This is a genomic window from Sphingobium chlorophenolicum (assembly GCF_000722875.1).
Classification (GTDB): domain Bacteria; phylum Pseudomonadota; class Alphaproteobacteria; order Sphingomonadales; family Sphingomonadaceae; genus Sphingobium; species Sphingobium chlorophenolicum.
Window position 1 is genome coordinate 14,559 of the sequence record NZ_JFHR01000016.1, and the last position, 15,542, is coordinate 30,100.

The window sequence follows — 15,542 nt, forward strand, 5'->3', positions numbered from 1 at the left end:
GATAATGATGCGCCGATCCGGCGCGACGGACGAAAGTGAAGCGATCGTCAGCTTGCGGCGGTGGTAACGCCGCCATCGACCACCAGTGTCGATCCCACCAGATAATCGCCGGAACGCGCCGCCAGATAGAGCGCCGCCGCCTGAATATCTTCATCGCTGCCGATGCGTCGCGCGGGGATCATCGGAAGGACCGCCTCCACATCGTCGCGGGCCGCCCGATTCATTTCGGAGGCGAAAGCGCCTGGCGCTATCGCATTGACGCAGATGTTCTCGGCGATCAGGCGCGAACCCATCTTGCGCGTCAGATGAATCAAAGCCGCCTTGCTGGCCTGATAGGAATAGGTGTCATTGACGCTGACCCGCAATCCATCGATCGATGCGATGTTGATGACCTTCGCAGGCCGTTCATCGGCGGCGGCTCTGAGGGGCGTCAACAGCGCCTGCGTCAGGAAGAAGGGGCTACGCAGGTTAAGGTTCAGCACCTTGTCCCACCCCTCCTCCGGAAAGCTGTCCAGGGATGCGCCCCAGGCCGCGCCTGCATTGTTCACAAGGATGTCGAGTTTTTCCTCTCGTTCCAGAAAGGCCTGGGCCAGCGCCCGGCTCCCCTCCACGCTCGACACGTCCTGCGGCAGAGCGTGACAGACGCCGCCCTCCTCCGTGATATCGCGCGCAGCCTGGTGACATGCGTCGGCTTTACGTGAGGAGATGTAGACGCGCGCGCCATGCCGGGCGAAGGCCTTGGCGATCATCAGCCCGATGCCGCGCGAGCCGCCCGTAATAAGCGCGACCCGCCCGTAGAGGCCGAAGAGATCGGAAAGAGACGTGAGGACAGACATCGCCTCAACCCTGCACCGTTGCCGACATGGTATCTTCGACCAGCCGGGCGGCCTTGTCATAGGGCGACCAAAACAGGTTTAGATTCACGTCGCCCTTCTTCACGACGACGCCGCGCGGGTTGGAAAACTCCCGGAACCCGTCTTCGCCATGATGGCGCCCCATGCCGCTGTTGCCGGTCCCTCCAAAACCCAGTGACGGAAGCCCGCCCTGAATTGCGCAGAGATTCACCGCTGCGCCTCCCGTGGTCGTCTGGTCCAGCACACGGGCGATCTGTTCTTCGTCCTCGCTGAACACATAGACGGCAAGCGGCCGCTCGCCCGCGTTGATGCGGTCGATCACGTCCTCCAACCTGTCGTAGGGAATGATCGGCATGATCGGGCCGAAAATCTCGTCCCTCATGACGGCCGTGTCGGACGGCGGATCGATCACCAGATGCATCGGCATGCGGCGGGTTTCCGGGTCCGTTGCAGCGTTCTCTTCCAGCGCGATGAGCGGGGCGACCGCGCCGACTTCTTCCAGCATGCCGGACAGGCGCGCAAGATGCCGGTCGGATATGATGCCGGTGCATTCGCTCGTCTTGGCGTAATCGGGCGCGGCCTCCGCCATGAAGGCGCGCGCATGATCGGTGAAGTCGGCGACATCCTCGCGCGGCACGTAGACATGGTCGACCGAAATACACATCTGGCCGTTCTTGATGATCTTGGTGCCGATCACCGTGCCCACATTCTCCCGAGTGACGGACCCTGCGGTCATCACCGTGGGGCATTTTCCGCCCAGTTCCAATGTGACCGGGGTAAGGTTGGGCGCTGCCGCAGCCATGATCTCCCGTCCGACATTGGGGCTACCGGTATATAGAAGATGATCGAGAGGAAGCTTTGAAAAGGCTCGCGCCAGTTCCAATCCGCCCACCGCCACATAAGCCAGGTCGGCGGGGAAATATTCGCCGATCATCGTCCGAAGCAATTCGGCGGAGGCCGGCGTGTAGTCCGACGGCTTGATCATCACGCGATTGCCCGCCCCCAACATGTCGATCATCGGCCCAAGGGCGATATCGAAGGGGAAGTTCCACGGCACGATATTGCCGATCACGCCCTTGGCTTGCGGCTGGATATACACTTCAGACTGGCCCATCAGCGCCGGATCGGCGTGACGAGGCTGCGGACGCATCCATTCTTCCAGATGGTCGAGCGCATATTGTGCGCGGCCCAGCACGCCGAGCATTTCGATCAGGTCCGACGCCCCCTTGGGATGCGAGCCGAAATCCGCGGCAAGCGCATCGTGAATAGGATGGCGATGGGCGCGGACCATTTCCATCACGGTCTGGATACGGGCTTTGCGCGTCGCGGCCGTCGGCGTCCGATCGGCGGCGAACGCTTTCTTCTGCGCGGCGAAAGCAGCGTTCAATTCGGCGATCGCCGCCTCGTCGGATATGCCCGTGCTGTTTTCAATGATCGCCATGACAAGCCTTCCTCAATCCTGCCGCCCGCACTGCGCGGGTCGCTATGCCTTGCCGCGACGCGGCTCGCTTGGTTCCCATGCGACGCCGGGAACAGCTTTTGGCTATCATGCCCCCGGCGGCTTAAGCTACATAGTCCGTTGTTCAGTTAATATCTTGGCGATATCCCAGATTTAATCGACCATATGCAGGATCACGGCCTTTCCGGTTGAACCCAACATGGAAAACTGTACAGTTTTCTTATGACCGAAACATGGCCTGTGCGGCTGGATAAATCAAAGGCCCGGCGCGAAGAGATACTCGCTGCGGCGACCCGCCTCTTCAATCGCAAAAGCTTTGCGGGAGTCACCCTCGATGCCGTCGCCGCCGAAGTCGGGGTGACGAGCGGCGCGCTCTACCATCATTTCGCCAACAAGGAGCTGCTCGTCTTCGAATGCCTTTCCCGTGGCATCGCGCTTTATCGCGAGGAACTGGCGCGCGCGATGGAGCAAGGGATAGACGGGCTGGAACTGGTCCGCCGCTTCATCCGTGGCCGGCTTCGACCCGGCGAACCGCGCATGATCGTCTTTTCTGACCTCAATTCCCTGCCGAAAATCCACCGCGAGGCCGTGCATCGCGGCCGCATGGAAAATGTCGAGCGGCTGGCCGGACTGATCGCCAGCGGCGTCGCCGACGGCACGGTCGCGGCCAGAGACCCCTACCTGTCCAGTCTCGCGGTCTTTGCCGTGCTTGACTGGATGCCGCTCTGGTATTCCGAAAACAGCTATTATACGCGGCAGGAGGCGGCAGACGCGATCGACGACCTGCTAACCCATGGCGTCCTTTCCCGTCATGTCCCGGAACCTCTCTCGCTGTGCGATCCTTGGGATCTGGACGAGGCGATAAGCAGGCTCGTTCCGCACGCGAGCCGTGCGCTCCGGCGCGAGAGGATATTGCGGGCGGCCTCGCAAAGTTTCAATCAATATGGCGTGGTCGGATCGTCCATGGAGGCGATAGCCAATGACGCGGGCCTGACCCGCGGCGCGGTCTATCATCATGCGCCGGACAAGATGACGCTGCTGCGCCTCTGCCTGGAACGCGCCTATCGACGCGAGGGGGAACTGCTCGACCTCGTCCTCCGAAAGGTCGGGACGGAAGCCGATCCCGTCCGGCGGATCATCGCGGAAGAAGTCTATATTATGCGCGCCATGGTCGCCTTGCATGAGAGCGATATCGGCCCAAAAATCAATTTTCAGAATGTGGCTTTCCTGAGCCAGGAACAGCGCCGCCAGATGTCCGGATTGCACGAGGAAGTGGTGGGCGCAAATCGCGAGCGGTACGTACGCGGCATCGATTCCGGCTTGTTCCGAAAACTGGACATAAACTTTATGCAAGAGATTGGGGCGGGCCTACGGAACAACTTCCCAACGCTTTTCACAATGTCGCAAGGTCAGCACGTCATGGACATTGCCGACCTTTGCGCGCGGCTGTTTCTTTTCGGACTAAAGCCACGTAATATATAGTTATTATTGCCGGTCTCGACACGCCGCCCTTAGCGCAGGCGGGCCGCCTTCCATGAGTGCCAGGGGTAAGCGCGGGGCAAAAATGCCTTGTCGAAATAACTGGACAACATACTATGTTTTTCCGGCACTATCCTCCGCCTATCATTCTTTCACGGTTCGGCGCCCGGTTTTGAAGCATGCGGAACCTGGCTAAGAATAAGGGCGCCAGCGCGGCTGGGCCGGTTGGAGGGGACAAATGAGAAATTTCGCAACCGTTTCGCTTTTCCTGGCGTCTTCCGCCAGCCTTGTGTCCATGGCGTCGGCGCAAACCGCGCCTCAGAGCAACGGAACGGACGACGGACGACTGGGCGATATCGTCGTTACCGCGCAAAAGCGTGAGCAGAGCATAAACAGCGTCGGCCTGTCGCTTCAGGCGCTCAGCGGCGCTGACCTGCAGAAGCGCCGGATCGACAGCGCGGCCGATCTGGTGAAGGCGGTCCCCGGCTTTACCTTCACGCCATCGCCCTACGCCACCCCCGTCTACACCTTACGCGGCGTCGGCCTGTACGATTCCGGCCTTGCCGTCGCGCCGTCTGTCAGCGTCTATATCGACGAAGTTCCCCTCGCCTATCCGATCATGACGCTGGGCGGGACTCTCGATCTGGAACGGGTTGAGGTGCTCAAGGGCCCGCAGGGCACATTGTTCGGCCAAAGCTCCACGGGCGGCGCGGTCAACTACATCGCGGCCAAGCCCACGTCGAGCTTCCAATATGGCATCAAGGGATCGCTCAACGAATTCGGCCAGGTGGATGCCGAAGGATTCATCAGCGGTCCGATCTCCCCCACCCTGGGCGCGCGGCTGGCGGTGAAGACTCAGCAGGGCGGCGCATGGCAGAAGAGCACATCGCGCGACGACAAGTTGGGCGACGCGCGTTTCCTGACCGGCAGGCTCCTGCTCGACTGGCAGCCTTCCGACACGCTCAAATTCTCTTTCAACGCCAATGGCTTCATCGACAAGGGCGACCCGCTTGCGCCGTCGCTTATCAGGGTTGCGCCGACCAATCCGGAACTGATCGCACCCGGCTTCGACCAGTCGAAACCAGCGCGCCGGCCGCGTGACGCCGACTGGCCGGAAGGATATCCGGATCGCGACAACAGCTTCTATCAGTTCGCGCTGCGCGGCGATCTTCAACTGAGCGATAACGCCAAACTGACCTCGATCTCCTCCTATCAGAAGGCCACGGCCGACGAACAGCTTCCATTCTCCGGCACGCCCTTCCCCTATCAGAACATCCTGCACTTCGGGTTCGTCAAATCCTTCAACCAGGAACTTCGCTTGAGCGGCGATGCCGGCAGCCTTAACTGGCTCGTCGGGGCAAGCTATGAACATGTGAAATCGGACGACCATATCCGCTATGACCAGCGGATCGTGTCGAACCGCGTGATCATCCCCGGCCTGCCCGCCTATCAGGACGCGCATGCATCGGTCGCCCAGAAGAATGAGACCTATGCTTTCTTCGGAAATCTCGACTACCGGCTGACCGATCGTCTTTCGGCGCGCGTCGGCCTGCGCTACACGCACAACAAGACGACGGGTGTCGGCTGCACCTTCGACGACCTTCCTTCGAACGAGCTTGGCTTCCTGTTTGAGGCCATCCAGACGAGCATCAAGGGATCGGCTGTCCCGATCGCTCCGGGCGACTGCGTCACGCTCGATGACAACGCCAATCCGGGGCCAGTCCCCATGCGGTTATCGGAGGGCAATGTTTCCTGGCGCTTCGGCCTGGACTATAAGCTGGACAGCGGCGCATTATTCTACGCTGCGGTCAGCCGCGGCTACAAGCAGGGCATATTGCCGAACGTCGCGGCCGTTCAATCCGCCCAATATGATCCCGCCGTCCGCGAACGGCTCGACGCCTATGAAGTGGGTGTAAAAGCCCCGATCGCCGGCCGCGCGCTTCAGGTGAATGCATCCGCCTTTTATTATGATTATAAGGACAAGCAGATCCGCGGCACCGTCCTCAACGCCTTCGGCAAGCTGGAGCGGGAGATCAACGTGCCGAAATCGCGCGTCTTCGGGCTGGAAGCTGAAGTGCAGATGCGGCCAATCAGGGGCCTGAACGCCTCGGTGGGCGCCACCTACCTGGACTCAAAGATCACCAGCAGCATCTCGACCATTCCGGGCACTTCGGAAACCTATAATTCGGATGGCGTTCAGCTTGACGCCAAGGGAGCGCGCATCCCCTTCGCGCCCAAATATACGGTCGTCGGCGACGCCGAATATGACTGGGACATTGGCGGAGACACGCAGGCTTTGATCGGCGGCGGGCTGGTCTATCACAGCGCCGACAATGGCAGTCTCGCCACGAAGGCGGTTCCGGCGACCGAGTTCCGGATCAAACCCTATACGGTGATCGACCTGCGGGCAGGCCTGCAGGCAGCCGATGGCCGCTGGCGGGGCACCGTCTGGGTTTCCAACGTCTTCAACGTGCTACGCTGGAACACGGTCTTCCGCACGATCGACGACTATTTCCGCTATCAGGACAGGCCGCGCACCGTCGGCGTCTCGATCAGCTATCGAAACTGATCGGCATGCTGCGGCGATATCCGGGACCGGGCGGCACGGCAGACGGGAATCTGAAATGAGCGATGAGATAGTCTTCCTGTCCGATCTGATCGCGGGACATGCGCGTTCCGCGCCGGATCGACCCGCCGTCATCCTGGGGGATCGCCGCATCGGCTATGCCGAACTTGACGCGCTCGTTGACAGGGCGGCGGCGGCTCTTCGGCGCGACGGCGCCGGGCGCGGGGATCGGATCGCGATCTGCGCCGGCAGCAGCGTGGAATATCTTGTCGCCTTCCTCGGGGCCCTGCGTAATGGGATGGCCGCCGTGCCGTTGCCGGCATCGGCGTCGGTCGAGCAACTGCACGGCATGATCCGGGACAGCGGCCCCACCCATCTCTTGATCGGCGCGCCCTGCCCTGCTGAAGTTCCCGAAGGCCTGACGGGCGCCGATATCCGTGTTGTGTCCTTGTCGCCCCAACTCCCAGGTGATGCGTGGGAAGGATGGCTCTCACCTCGCAGTCCGGCGGGACTGTCGTTCCCGCGCATGGACGCCGATACGGAATTCAACCTGATCTATTCCTCCGGTACGACCGGCGCGCCCAAAGGGATCGTTCATTCGCACCGTTTCCGCGCGGGCGTCTATTCCCAGACCCAACTGCTCGGTTTCGACAGCGACGCCGTCATGCTGATATCCACGCCGCTCTATTCCAACACGACGCTGACGGGCCTCTTCCCTACCCTGGCGGCGGGCGGCACATTGCTGTTGATGGAAAAGTTCGACGCGGGGGCATTCCTCGATCTGTCGGAGCGACACCGGGTCACGCATGCCGTCCTCGTGCCGGTACAGTTCAGGCGAATTCTGGCGAGGCCGGATTTCGACAGTTTCGATCTCGGTTCCTACCGAATGAAATATGTGACTTCCTCCTACCTGTCGGCGGAGGAAAAGCGCGAGGTCCTCGACCGCTGGCCGGGCGGGCTGATCGAATTTTATGGACTGACCGAAGGGGGTGGATCGACCATCCTGTTCGCGCATGACAATCCGACGAAACTGCACACCGTGGGTCGCCCGGTGGCCGGTCATGACATCCGGTTGGTCGGCGAGGACGGGGCGGAAGTCAGCCCAGGAAAGGTGGGCGAAGTCGTTGGCCGCTCCGCATCGTCGATGACCCATTATCATAACCGTCCCGACTTGACGGAGGCCGCGCGCTGGACCGCGCCGGACGGCGTTTCCTACTTCCGAACAGGCGATCTGGCGCGCTTCGACGATGATGGTTTTCTCATCATTTGCGGGCGCAAGAAGGATATGATCATTTCCGGCGGGTTCAACATCTACCCAACCGATCTGGAGGCCGTGCTGCTCGGCCATGACCAGGTCGCCGATGTCGCCGTCGTTGGCGTACCTTCCACGCAATGGGGCGAGACCCCGGTGGCCTTTGTCATTCCCAACTCGCCGGATGTCGATGCCGATGCGCTCCGCGACTGGGCGAACGCGCGGCTTGGCAGGATGCAGCGGTTGCACGCCCTCGCTCTGGCCGACGAGCTGCCCCGCAATGCGCTCGGCAAGGTGCTCAAGGCGAAATTGAGCGAAGATTTCGTCAACCTGCATGGGGCCGCGTGACCGCGCGCAGACCGGTCGAGGATTTTCAGAGGAACGGCGTAATGGTGGATAGTTTTGCGGGTAGGCGGGCTCTGGTGACAGGGGCCGGCAAGGGACTGGGGCGCGCCTATGCCATCGGCCTCGCGCGACTGGGCGCCCAGGTCGTGGTCAACGACGTGGACGAGCGCGCGACCGAGAGCGTGGCCGATGAAATCCTCGCCGCTCAGGGCAAGGCGATAGCGATGGGCTGCTCGGTGAGCGATCCCGCCAGTGTCGCGGACATGGCGGACCGCATTGGCCGCGAATGGGGCGGCATCGACATCATCATCAACAATGCGGGCATCCTGCGTGACCGCACTTTCTCCAAGATGACGATTGAGGACTGGACGGATGTGCTGACGGTCCATCTGAACGGCGCTTTCCTCATCACCAAGGCCTTCTGGGACGGCATGCGCGATCGCAACTATGGCCGCATTCTCATGACGACATCCTCAAGCGGACTCTTCGGCAATTTCGGCCAGTCCAACTATGCGGCCGCCAAGCTCGGACTCGTGGGCCTGGCGAAAACGCTTTCGCTGGAAGGCGAAAGATACGGCATCATCTGCAACTGCATCGCGCCGATCGCCGCGACCGCCATGACGGAATCCATCCTTCCAGATGAAGTGATGCCGATATTCGAACCTGAACTCGTCGTGCCGGCGGCGCTACATCTCGTCAGCGACGCCGCACCCCGCAACATGATCATCGGCGCGGGCGGCGGACATATCTACGCGGCCAACATCGCGATGACGCAGGGCGTCACATATCGGCAGACGGCCATAAACATTGATCAGGTTCGGATCGATTGGGATAGCATCACGTCACGCATAGGGGACATCGTGCCGCAAAGCGGAAATGCGCAAGTCGACGCCGTCCTCTCCGGGCATGGACATAGCGCGGCTCGGCCGGATTGAATCAATTTCAGGCCGCTGGCGATCAACCTCGCCCGATTGTCGGCTGGCCGAAGCCGGTCTTCGCCTGTCATCCTGATCGGACGTTTTCGGACGCTGGAAGAGGCGGATCAGGTTGTCGCGGCTGGCCATGCCGATCTTGTCGTCCTCACCCGCGCGCATATCGCCGATCCCGATCTGGTAAGGAAGACGCTGGAGGGACAGGAGGATCAGGTGCGCCCCTGCATCGACTACAATCATGGATGCGTTGGCGGACTGCTGAGCGCCGGAAGGTTGGGATGCGCCGTCAATCCAGCCGTCGGGCAGGAAGCCAGATTATCGGAAGACCTGATCGTTGCCGCCGAGACGCCTCTTTCGGTGCTGGTCGTCGGCGGTGGCCCCCCGGGCATGGAGGCGGCTGGGGTGGATGCCCTGTCCGGCCACAGGGTCACGCTGGTCGAGGCGAACAACCGTCTGGGTGGATGCGTGAACATCGCAAAGCGAGCGCCGTGGCGCATCGGCATCGGAGACATTGCAGACTGGCTGGAGCGGGAAATCTATCGTCTGGGCGTCGATGTGCGGCTGAGCAGCTATTTCCAGGCAGAGGACCTTGCGGCCTTCAATCCCGACGCGGTGATCGTGGCGACCGGCTCCATGCCGCGCGTCGACGGGCATCAGATGTTCGTGCCGGGCGCCGCAGTGCCCGGAACCGCGAGCGCCCACGTAGTGTCGAGCCATGACGTGCTTATGGCGGGGCACAGGCCGAATTGGGGGCCGACCGCGCTGGTCTTCGACGATACCGGCCATTATGAGGCTATCGCGGCGGCCGAATATCTGGCCGATCGGCAGGTGCACGTCACCTTCGCGACCAGCCACGCGTCTTTCGCTCCAGGACTCATGACAAGCGTGACAACAGAGCCGGCGCTACGCCGGCTACTCGCGCGCGGTGTGGATGTCCACTGCTATGCGCAACTAGTTGCCGTCGACGAAGGTCGCTGCCGCATGGCGCACCGCTTGGGCGGAACCCCGTTCGACGTGCCGGCCGATACGGTAGTGCTCGTCCAGCACAATCTGCCCAATCGACTGGTCGCTGATGAGCTTTCCCACTTTGCCGGACATATGGCTGTGGTCGGCGACGCCCTTGGTCCGCGCTACCTGCAGACCGCGATCCGCGAAGGCCATCTCGCCGCCCGTTCGCTCGCGCACGTCGCGCGCATTTCCGTCCCCACAACACACGGAGTTTAGCATGTCGATCGGTATTCTCGGTGCAGGCGCCTTCGGTACGGAGCTTGCGCGCAATCTCTCAGCCCGTGGAATTCCTGCCGTCATCGCCAACAGCCGTGGACCGGCTTCCCTGGCGGCGCTGGCGGAGGAATTGGCTCCCCATGTCCGCGCGGTTTCCTTCGACGAGGCCGCTCGGGCCGATATCGTCATCCTGGCTGTGACCTGGGTGAAGTTGGCCAACGCGCTACAAGGGCTCCCCCACTGGGGTAGCCGCATCGTCGTGGATGCGGCGAACCCCGACGAGGTGCCGTCGTTGAAGCCCGTCGAATTAAACGGCCGGCTGTCAAGCGAAGTGGTGTCGGATATGCTGCCGGGCGCCCGCGTGGTAAAAGCCTTCATCGATATTGAGGCGGAGATCTTCAACGAGCCCGCCCCCGCGGGAGGACGCCGTGTACTATTCTATTCCGGGAACGATGCCGAAGCCAAAAGGCAGGTCGGCGACTTAATGGCGCAAATGGGTTTCTATGCCGTGGATCTGGGTTCGCTGGCGGTCGGCGGCAGCCTTGCCCAGTTCCCCGGCGAGCCGTTTCCCGGCATCAACTTTGTCAAATTCTGATGCCGGGCCGCCATCTGTCGTCGTAGGATGTACCCAACCGCGCCTTTATTCCAAGTCCATGATCGTGCGGCAAGGAACCGCCTGCACGGCTCCCAGCCCAAAGATTGCGGAACCTGAAGTTCGTCGCGCCGCGAGGTGACGTGAACGAATTTCAGGTTTCGCTTCGATCTTCTCGCCTTACATCTGATAGGTAAAGCGGACGCCGTAGGTGCGGGGAGCGCCGCCATAGGCAATATATGCGAAGTTACGCGCCTTCGTGTCCGCATATTCGATATTGAACAGATTGCGGCCAAAGATCGAAGCCGACCAGTTGTCGCGTCGAAATGTCAGATCAACGTGCGTCAATCCGTAGCTTTCCTCGCCAAGACCGGGGGTATTGAGGAAGTCGGTCTGGTATTCCGAGCGCCAGTCGTACGAAACGCGCAGGCTGGCGGCGCCGTTGAGTGACGGGATTTCCGTGCGATAAGTACCGGCGAGATACACTGTCCATTTCGGGATCTTGATGAACTTCAGGTTCGTGGGATCAGCGATACCGGGAATGGGAATGTCGAATTTGCGGTATTGCCCATCGAGATAACCGACATTGGTATTGAGTTCGAGTTCAGGGATCGGCCGGAGGGTAAACTCTCCCTCGACACCACGGATCCTTGAGTCCGCGGCATTCAGGAGGGACTGGACAACAGCCGCGCCAGGCGCCGTCAGCACCTGCTGGATGGCGTTATAGTCGGATTGGAAAACGCTGACATTCACGCGCGCCTTGCGGTCGAACAGGTCGCTCTTGATGCCCAGTTCATAAGCGCTCACCGTTTCGGGATCGGCCGGGCCGACCCCAATGCCGGTCGTATCCGTCGTCCGCGGATTGAAGTTACCGCTACGGAAGCCACGGGTGAAGCTGCCGAACACCGTTACGCGCTCGGCCGGTTGCCAGGATAGCACGGCACGGGGCGAAAAGTTGTTCCACCGCTTCTTCGCCGTCAGCGGTGTGCGGATACAGGTCGTGAATGTGTCGTCGGTACAAGCCGCGAGCGGAACATAGTCGATGAACTTCTTCTCGCTGCTGTAGCGCCCGCCGAGAGAGAGCTTGAGGGCGGACGTTATCGCCCAGTCGACATTGGCGAAACCGGCATAGGCCTTCGTCCGCTGATCGAAGCTTCCCTGAGAATAGATGCGAGGCGACAGCGTGGCTCCGGTGCCGCGACGGCGTTCGATCACCTCGGTGTCCGAATGCAGATAGAAAACGCCAAGGGTAAGGTCGACGCCGTCGGTCAGCGTCACGTTATAGCGGGACTCGATGCTATATTGGTCGTTATCCTCACGATTATCGGGAACCAGGAACCCGTCGAATGGCGTACCCGCGTTGTTGGTCGTGGAATCGTAGGATACTTTGCGGTAGCCCGCCACAGTGGTTAACAGGCCCGCACCGATCTCATTTTCCAGTTCCGCGATCACATGGGCCGCGCGAATTTTGACGTAGCCGATTTCGGTGATGTTGGTGTCGTAACCGCTGGTGGTTGGCGTGTAGCCAAAGACGCTTTGGGACGGCGTGCTCACAGCGCCCGGGGGCGCTTGAAAGTTGCGTGGAACCGTGCCGTCGTCATTGTAGCGTTGATATTGGGTGAAGAGCGTCAAGCGCGTTGCGTCCGATGCCTTGAACAGGAAGGTCGGCTTGATGATCAGCTGGTCAATATCACCGATATGGCCCGTCTTATGGTTTGGGGCCGCTCCGGTCGGGTTGCCACTGGCGGGGACGAAAATACCCTCATTGGTGTTTTTGAACATACCGCTATTGGTACGGTAGAGCACCGCGACCTTACCCAGCACGTTGGGGCTGCCGAGCGGGCCTTCGACGCTTGTATTGACATCCAGTGCATCGAAGTTGCCATAGGACAGGTCGAAACGAACGCCAAATTCGTCGGAGGGCCGCCGGGTTCGCAGGACAAAGGCGCCACTGGTCGCATTACGGCCGAACAGCACACCCTGCGGGCCGCGCAGGATTTCAATGCCTTCGAGATCGAAGGTCGAGAGGACGGCGCCCGCCTGATATGCGAGCACCAGGCCATCCTGGACGATATTGACCGCCGGATCGACGCTACGGATGGACGAACTTAGGCCGATGCCACGGATCGAGAAATTCGGAAAACCGGGAAAGGTCCCTGTGGTGTTGGTCTGCACGTTGGGAGCCAGTGAACCCACGTCCAGCAGGCTGACGCTATTGGTCGCCTGAAGCAATCGCTGGTCAACAGCCGTGATGGCGATGGGCACGCGCTGCGCGACCTCCCCAGCGGCGCGCTTTTGACCATAGACGACGATGTCCGCCACCCCCTCCGTAACGGGAGGTTCAACTGACTGCGGGCCGGACGCGCCTGCGCCCTGCGCATGTGCGGTGGCGCTGACCAGAAGCCACGACCCCAGAACTGTAGCAGCATAGAAATGCGCGATATTTTTCATCTTTCCCCTCCCATTCTCATTCTCGATTATCGCCGGTCCACACCGGGTAAGGCGCCAGTCGCTGAACGCAGAAAGGCGGGAGGATCAGCATTTCAGACAGCGTCCGCACGTCGACGGATCTTGCCGACATACGAAAACAGGCGGCCAAAGCCGCTTTCTGTCTCCCAACTTCCAAATTGCGTCGATTCGAACCGACCTGCGCCAGTTCCCAACTCAACGCAGCAGGAGCGCCATGTCAACTAAATTTTATCATTAAGACCGTTTATCGTCACATTCGTCATTTTTTTTAGAGAAAATGGAACAATCGCCTCTTTTGCAACATATCATTTTACATATTGGAATATTTACTTATCATATTCGTCAGTAAAAATGAGAGATCCGGCGGAACTGCCTTACAGCTGCTTTCAAGCCGGGGACGAGGAGAGCATGATGCGCGCCGAGGGGTATTTCCGTTCAAATTTGGCCCCGGCATGCCGGCCTTCGAACAGGAAAGGCGCACAATCGTCATTCAGTTATGCGACCGGTCAGGGGAGCTGGCGCCTACGGCTACCCGGTTGAATGGCGAACGTTGAAATGAACACTATTACTCAGTGAGCAGGGTCATGAAATTTACGAAAACGCGCCCCGTCAGTCCTGATCGTACGGCAGCGACCGCCAGATTGATGGTTGTGATTCTCTGTTTGGGCCAAATGCTCAATTACTTTGACCGCTCGGTCGTTGGCCTAGCGGCGACTGACATCATGCGCGATCTTGCGCTCACTACAGCGGACTACGGCTTGCTTTCAGGCGCCTTTTTCGGTCTTTACGGCCTTTCAGGCGTCGTGGTCGGTCTGACGCTATCGCATAGGGTGCGGCCCCGGGTGCTGCTGACAGTAATGATTGCGGTCTGGACGATCACCCAGTTTCCCATCGCGATCGCTCCATCGCTGATGATGCTCATGATCTGTCGCGCGCTGCTCGGCGCTGCAGAGAGTCCGAGCATTTCAACGTCGGTTGCCGCCGCACATGAATGGTTTCCTGCCGATCGGCGCAGTATCCCGACGGCATTCATCATGATCGGTCCCCTGCTCGGTTCGATCGTGGCGCCGCCGATACTGACAACCGTCATGGGCGCCTATGGATGGAAGGCGGGTTTCGTGACCTGCGGCCTTTTCAGCGGCCTGATGCTGGCGACGCTCCTGGCGTTCGGGCGCGACGGACCGGGCATGGCTATCGCCACGCCGGCGTCGCCCCGGAGCGATCATCCGCGCACGGTCAACAGGCTCTGGAGCGCCCCCGCCATAATCGCGGTGACCGCCGCCGGATTCTCGACCTACTGGGTGATGTCTTTCGCCGTGGCGTGGCTGTTCCCCATGTTGGAACTTGGGCTCGGCTATGACCGGGTCACTGCGAGTTGGTTAGGGTCCGGCGTATACATACTGGGCGCCGTTCTCCTGCTAGCCGCGTCCGCGCTATCGCAGGCCCTGCTGAAACGTGGACTGAATTTCCGGCGGGCCGTGGTCTGGCCGATGCTCACTTGCCTAGTCATCGGCATCTCCGCCTTTCTGGCGGCAGTCGCAGCGCCAACAAATTCAATGAGGTTCTGCCTGCTTGCGATCGCGATCGCGGCTGGGCAGCCCGTCACCAGCGCCGTACCCATCATTATCAGCGCGATCGCGCCGCTCGAACTGCGGAACCGAATGCTGGTCGTCCTTTTATCGCTGACCAGCATGGCGGGGATGGCGTCGCCCTATCTTACCGGCCTGCTGATCGACCGGCAGGGCTTTGCCGGCTTTGTTCCGGCGATCCTGCTCTGCGCCGCGGTTCTGCTCTGCGGCATGCTGATCACCCTCGCCTTCCTTCATCCTGACGCGGCGATCAAACGGATCGCGTCGCGCTCCCGGATCGTCGAAACCGAACCCCGCCAGGCCCTGACATGACCCTTGATCCCGCCGACATGAAAGCGTTCGATGCTTGCGCCCGTATCGTTACGCTCGCCTCCCTCCATATGGACGCCAACGACGCCGACGCGCTCGTGCGGCTGTTCACCGAAGACCTGGAGTTCGTCCGCCCGTCCACTTACCCAGATGTGGCAATTCGAGGCCGGGCGGAACTGCACGCAGCCATCGCCGAACGCGACCGACATATGGTCAGTCGCCATATCGCCAGCAATATCGCGCCCTACCGGGTCTCAGCAGACCGGATAGTCGTCAAATCCTACTTCACCCATTTCCGCGGCTGGCGGGACATTGGCTCTGATGAACCTATTCCCATCACGGAGACGCTGCGATCCATGGGCGAATATGAGGATCATCTGGTCTGCGCTGACGGCGAATGGCTGATCGCCCGCCGTGTCGCGAAATTCCTTTTCGGTGGGCTGTAGATGGCGATCCTTCGCAACCGGGAATG

11 protein-coding genes are annotated in these 15,542 nt (G+C 61.0%); 8 read left to right on the forward strand and 3 right to left on the reverse strand.

Annotated features, from left to right (window positions below):
• Nucleotides 1-47 precede the first annotated feature (47 nt).
• A complete protein-coding gene (locus tag BV95_RS08730; RefSeq protein ID WP_037450179.1) occupies nt 48-836 on the reverse strand; it encodes an SDR family oxidoreductase in 789 nt (262 codons plus the stop codon).
• 4 nt (nt 837-840) lie between these two features.
• Nucleotides 841-2,295, reverse strand: coding sequence for an aldehyde dehydrogenase family protein (locus BV95_RS08735; RefSeq protein WP_037450181.1), 1,455 nt, complete (start codon nt 2,293-2,295; stop codon nt 841-843).
• 240 nt (nt 2,296-2,535) lie between these two features.
• Here BV95_RS08735 and BV95_RS08745 point away from each other — a divergent pair, with 240 nt between their 5' ends.
• The 6 genes from BV95_RS08745 (at nt 2,536) to BV95_RS08770 (ending at nt 10,706) form a co-directional block, all read left to right on the forward strand.
• On the forward strand, nt 2,536-3,795 hold the full coding sequence (locus tag BV95_RS08745; protein WP_051749664.1) for a TetR/AcrR family transcriptional regulator: 1,260 nt from the start codon (nt 2,536-2,538) through the stop codon (nt 3,793-3,795).
• Nucleotides 3,796-4,030: 235 nt separating this feature from the next.
• Nucleotides 4,031-6,361 carry a TonB-dependent receptor gene (locus tag BV95_RS08750; RefSeq protein WP_037450183.1) on the forward strand — a complete coding sequence of 777 codons (2,331 nt, stop codon included), beginning with the start codon at nt 4,031-4,033 and terminating at the stop codon, nt 6,359-6,361.
• A 55-nt stretch (nt 6,362-6,416) separates the two neighbouring features.
• Nucleotides 6,417-7,958: a class I adenylate-forming enzyme family protein gene (locus BV95_RS08755; protein ID WP_037450186.1), complete on the forward strand. Its 1,542-nt coding sequence runs from the start codon at nt 6,417-6,419 to the stop codon at nt 7,956-7,958.
• 74 nt (nt 7,959-8,032) lie between these two features.
• A complete protein-coding gene (locus tag BV95_RS08760) occupies nt 8,033-8,890 on the forward strand; it encodes an SDR family NAD(P)-dependent oxidoreductase (RefSeq protein WP_322788195.1) in 858 nt (285 codons plus the stop codon).
• 36 nt (nt 8,891-8,926) lie between these two features.
• Complete coding sequence (locus BV95_RS08765) at nt 8,927-10,111, forward strand: beta/alpha barrel domain-containing protein (protein WP_051749665.1); 1,185 nt, start codon at nt 8,927-8,929, stop codon at nt 10,109-10,111.
• Nucleotide 10,112: 1 nt separating this feature from the next.
• The gene (locus BV95_RS08770) at nt 10,113-10,706 is read left to right on the forward strand and encodes an NADPH-dependent F420 reductase (protein WP_037450190.1); all 594 of its coding nucleotides are present in this window, start codon (nt 10,113-10,115) and stop codon (nt 10,704-10,706) included.
• Nucleotides 10,707-10,883: 177 nt separating this feature from the next.
• On the opposite strand, the gene BV95_RS08775 is transcribed toward BV95_RS08770, so the two are convergent.
• Nucleotides 10,884-13,154, reverse strand: coding sequence for a TonB-dependent receptor (locus tag BV95_RS08775; RefSeq protein ID WP_037450193.1), 2,271 nt, complete (start codon nt 13,152-13,154; stop codon nt 10,884-10,886).
• 602 nt (nt 13,155-13,756) lie between these two features.
• Here BV95_RS08775 and BV95_RS08780 point away from each other — a divergent pair.
• Nucleotides 13,757-15,073, forward strand: a complete 1,317-nt coding sequence (locus BV95_RS08780) for an MFS transporter (RefSeq protein WP_081873319.1) — start codon at nt 13,757-13,759, stop codon at nt 15,071-15,073.
• Nucleotides 15,070-15,516: a nuclear transport factor 2 family protein gene (locus BV95_RS08785; RefSeq protein WP_037450200.1), complete on the forward strand. Its 447-nt coding sequence runs from the start codon at nt 15,070-15,072 to the stop codon at nt 15,514-15,516. Before BV95_RS08780 ends, BV95_RS08785 begins: the two co-directional genes overlap by 4 nt.
• Nucleotides 15,517-15,542 lie beyond the last annotated feature (26 nt).

What these genes read in the sequence shown, in the direction of transcription:
- BV95_RS08730 (WP_037450179.1), bottom strand. Translation starts at nt 836, where the DNA reads ATGTCTGTCCTCACGTCTCTTTCCGATCTCTTCGGCCTCTACGGGCGG.
- BV95_RS08735 (WP_037450181.1), bottom strand. Translation starts at nt 2,295, where the DNA reads ATGGCGATCATTGAAAACAGCACGGGCATATCCGACGAGGCGGCGATC.
- BV95_RS08745 (WP_051749664.1), top strand. Translation starts at nt 2,536, where the DNA reads ATGACCGAAACATGGCCTGTGCGGCTGGATAAATCAAAGGCCCGGCGC.
- BV95_RS08750 (WP_037450183.1), top strand. Translation starts at nt 4,031, where the DNA reads ATGAGAAATTTCGCAACCGTTTCGCTTTTCCTGGCGTCTTCCGCCAGC.
- BV95_RS08755 (WP_037450186.1), top strand. Translation starts at nt 6,417, where the DNA reads ATGAGCGATGAGATAGTCTTCCTGTCCGATCTGATCGCGGGACATGCG.
- BV95_RS08770 (WP_037450190.1), top strand. Translation starts at nt 10,113, where the DNA reads ATGTCGATCGGTATTCTCGGTGCAGGCGCCTTCGGTACGGAGCTTGCG.
- BV95_RS08775 (WP_037450193.1), bottom strand. Translation starts at nt 13,154, where the DNA reads ATGAAAAATATCGCGCATTTCTATGCTGCTACAGTTCTGGGGTCGTGG.
- BV95_RS08780 (WP_081873319.1), top strand. Translation starts at nt 13,757, where the DNA reads ATGAAATTTACGAAAACGCGCCCCGTCAGTCCTGATCGTACGGCAGCG.
- BV95_RS08785 (WP_037450200.1), top strand. Translation starts at nt 15,070, where the DNA reads ATGACCCTTGATCCCGCCGACATGAAAGCGTTCGATGCTTGCGCCCGT.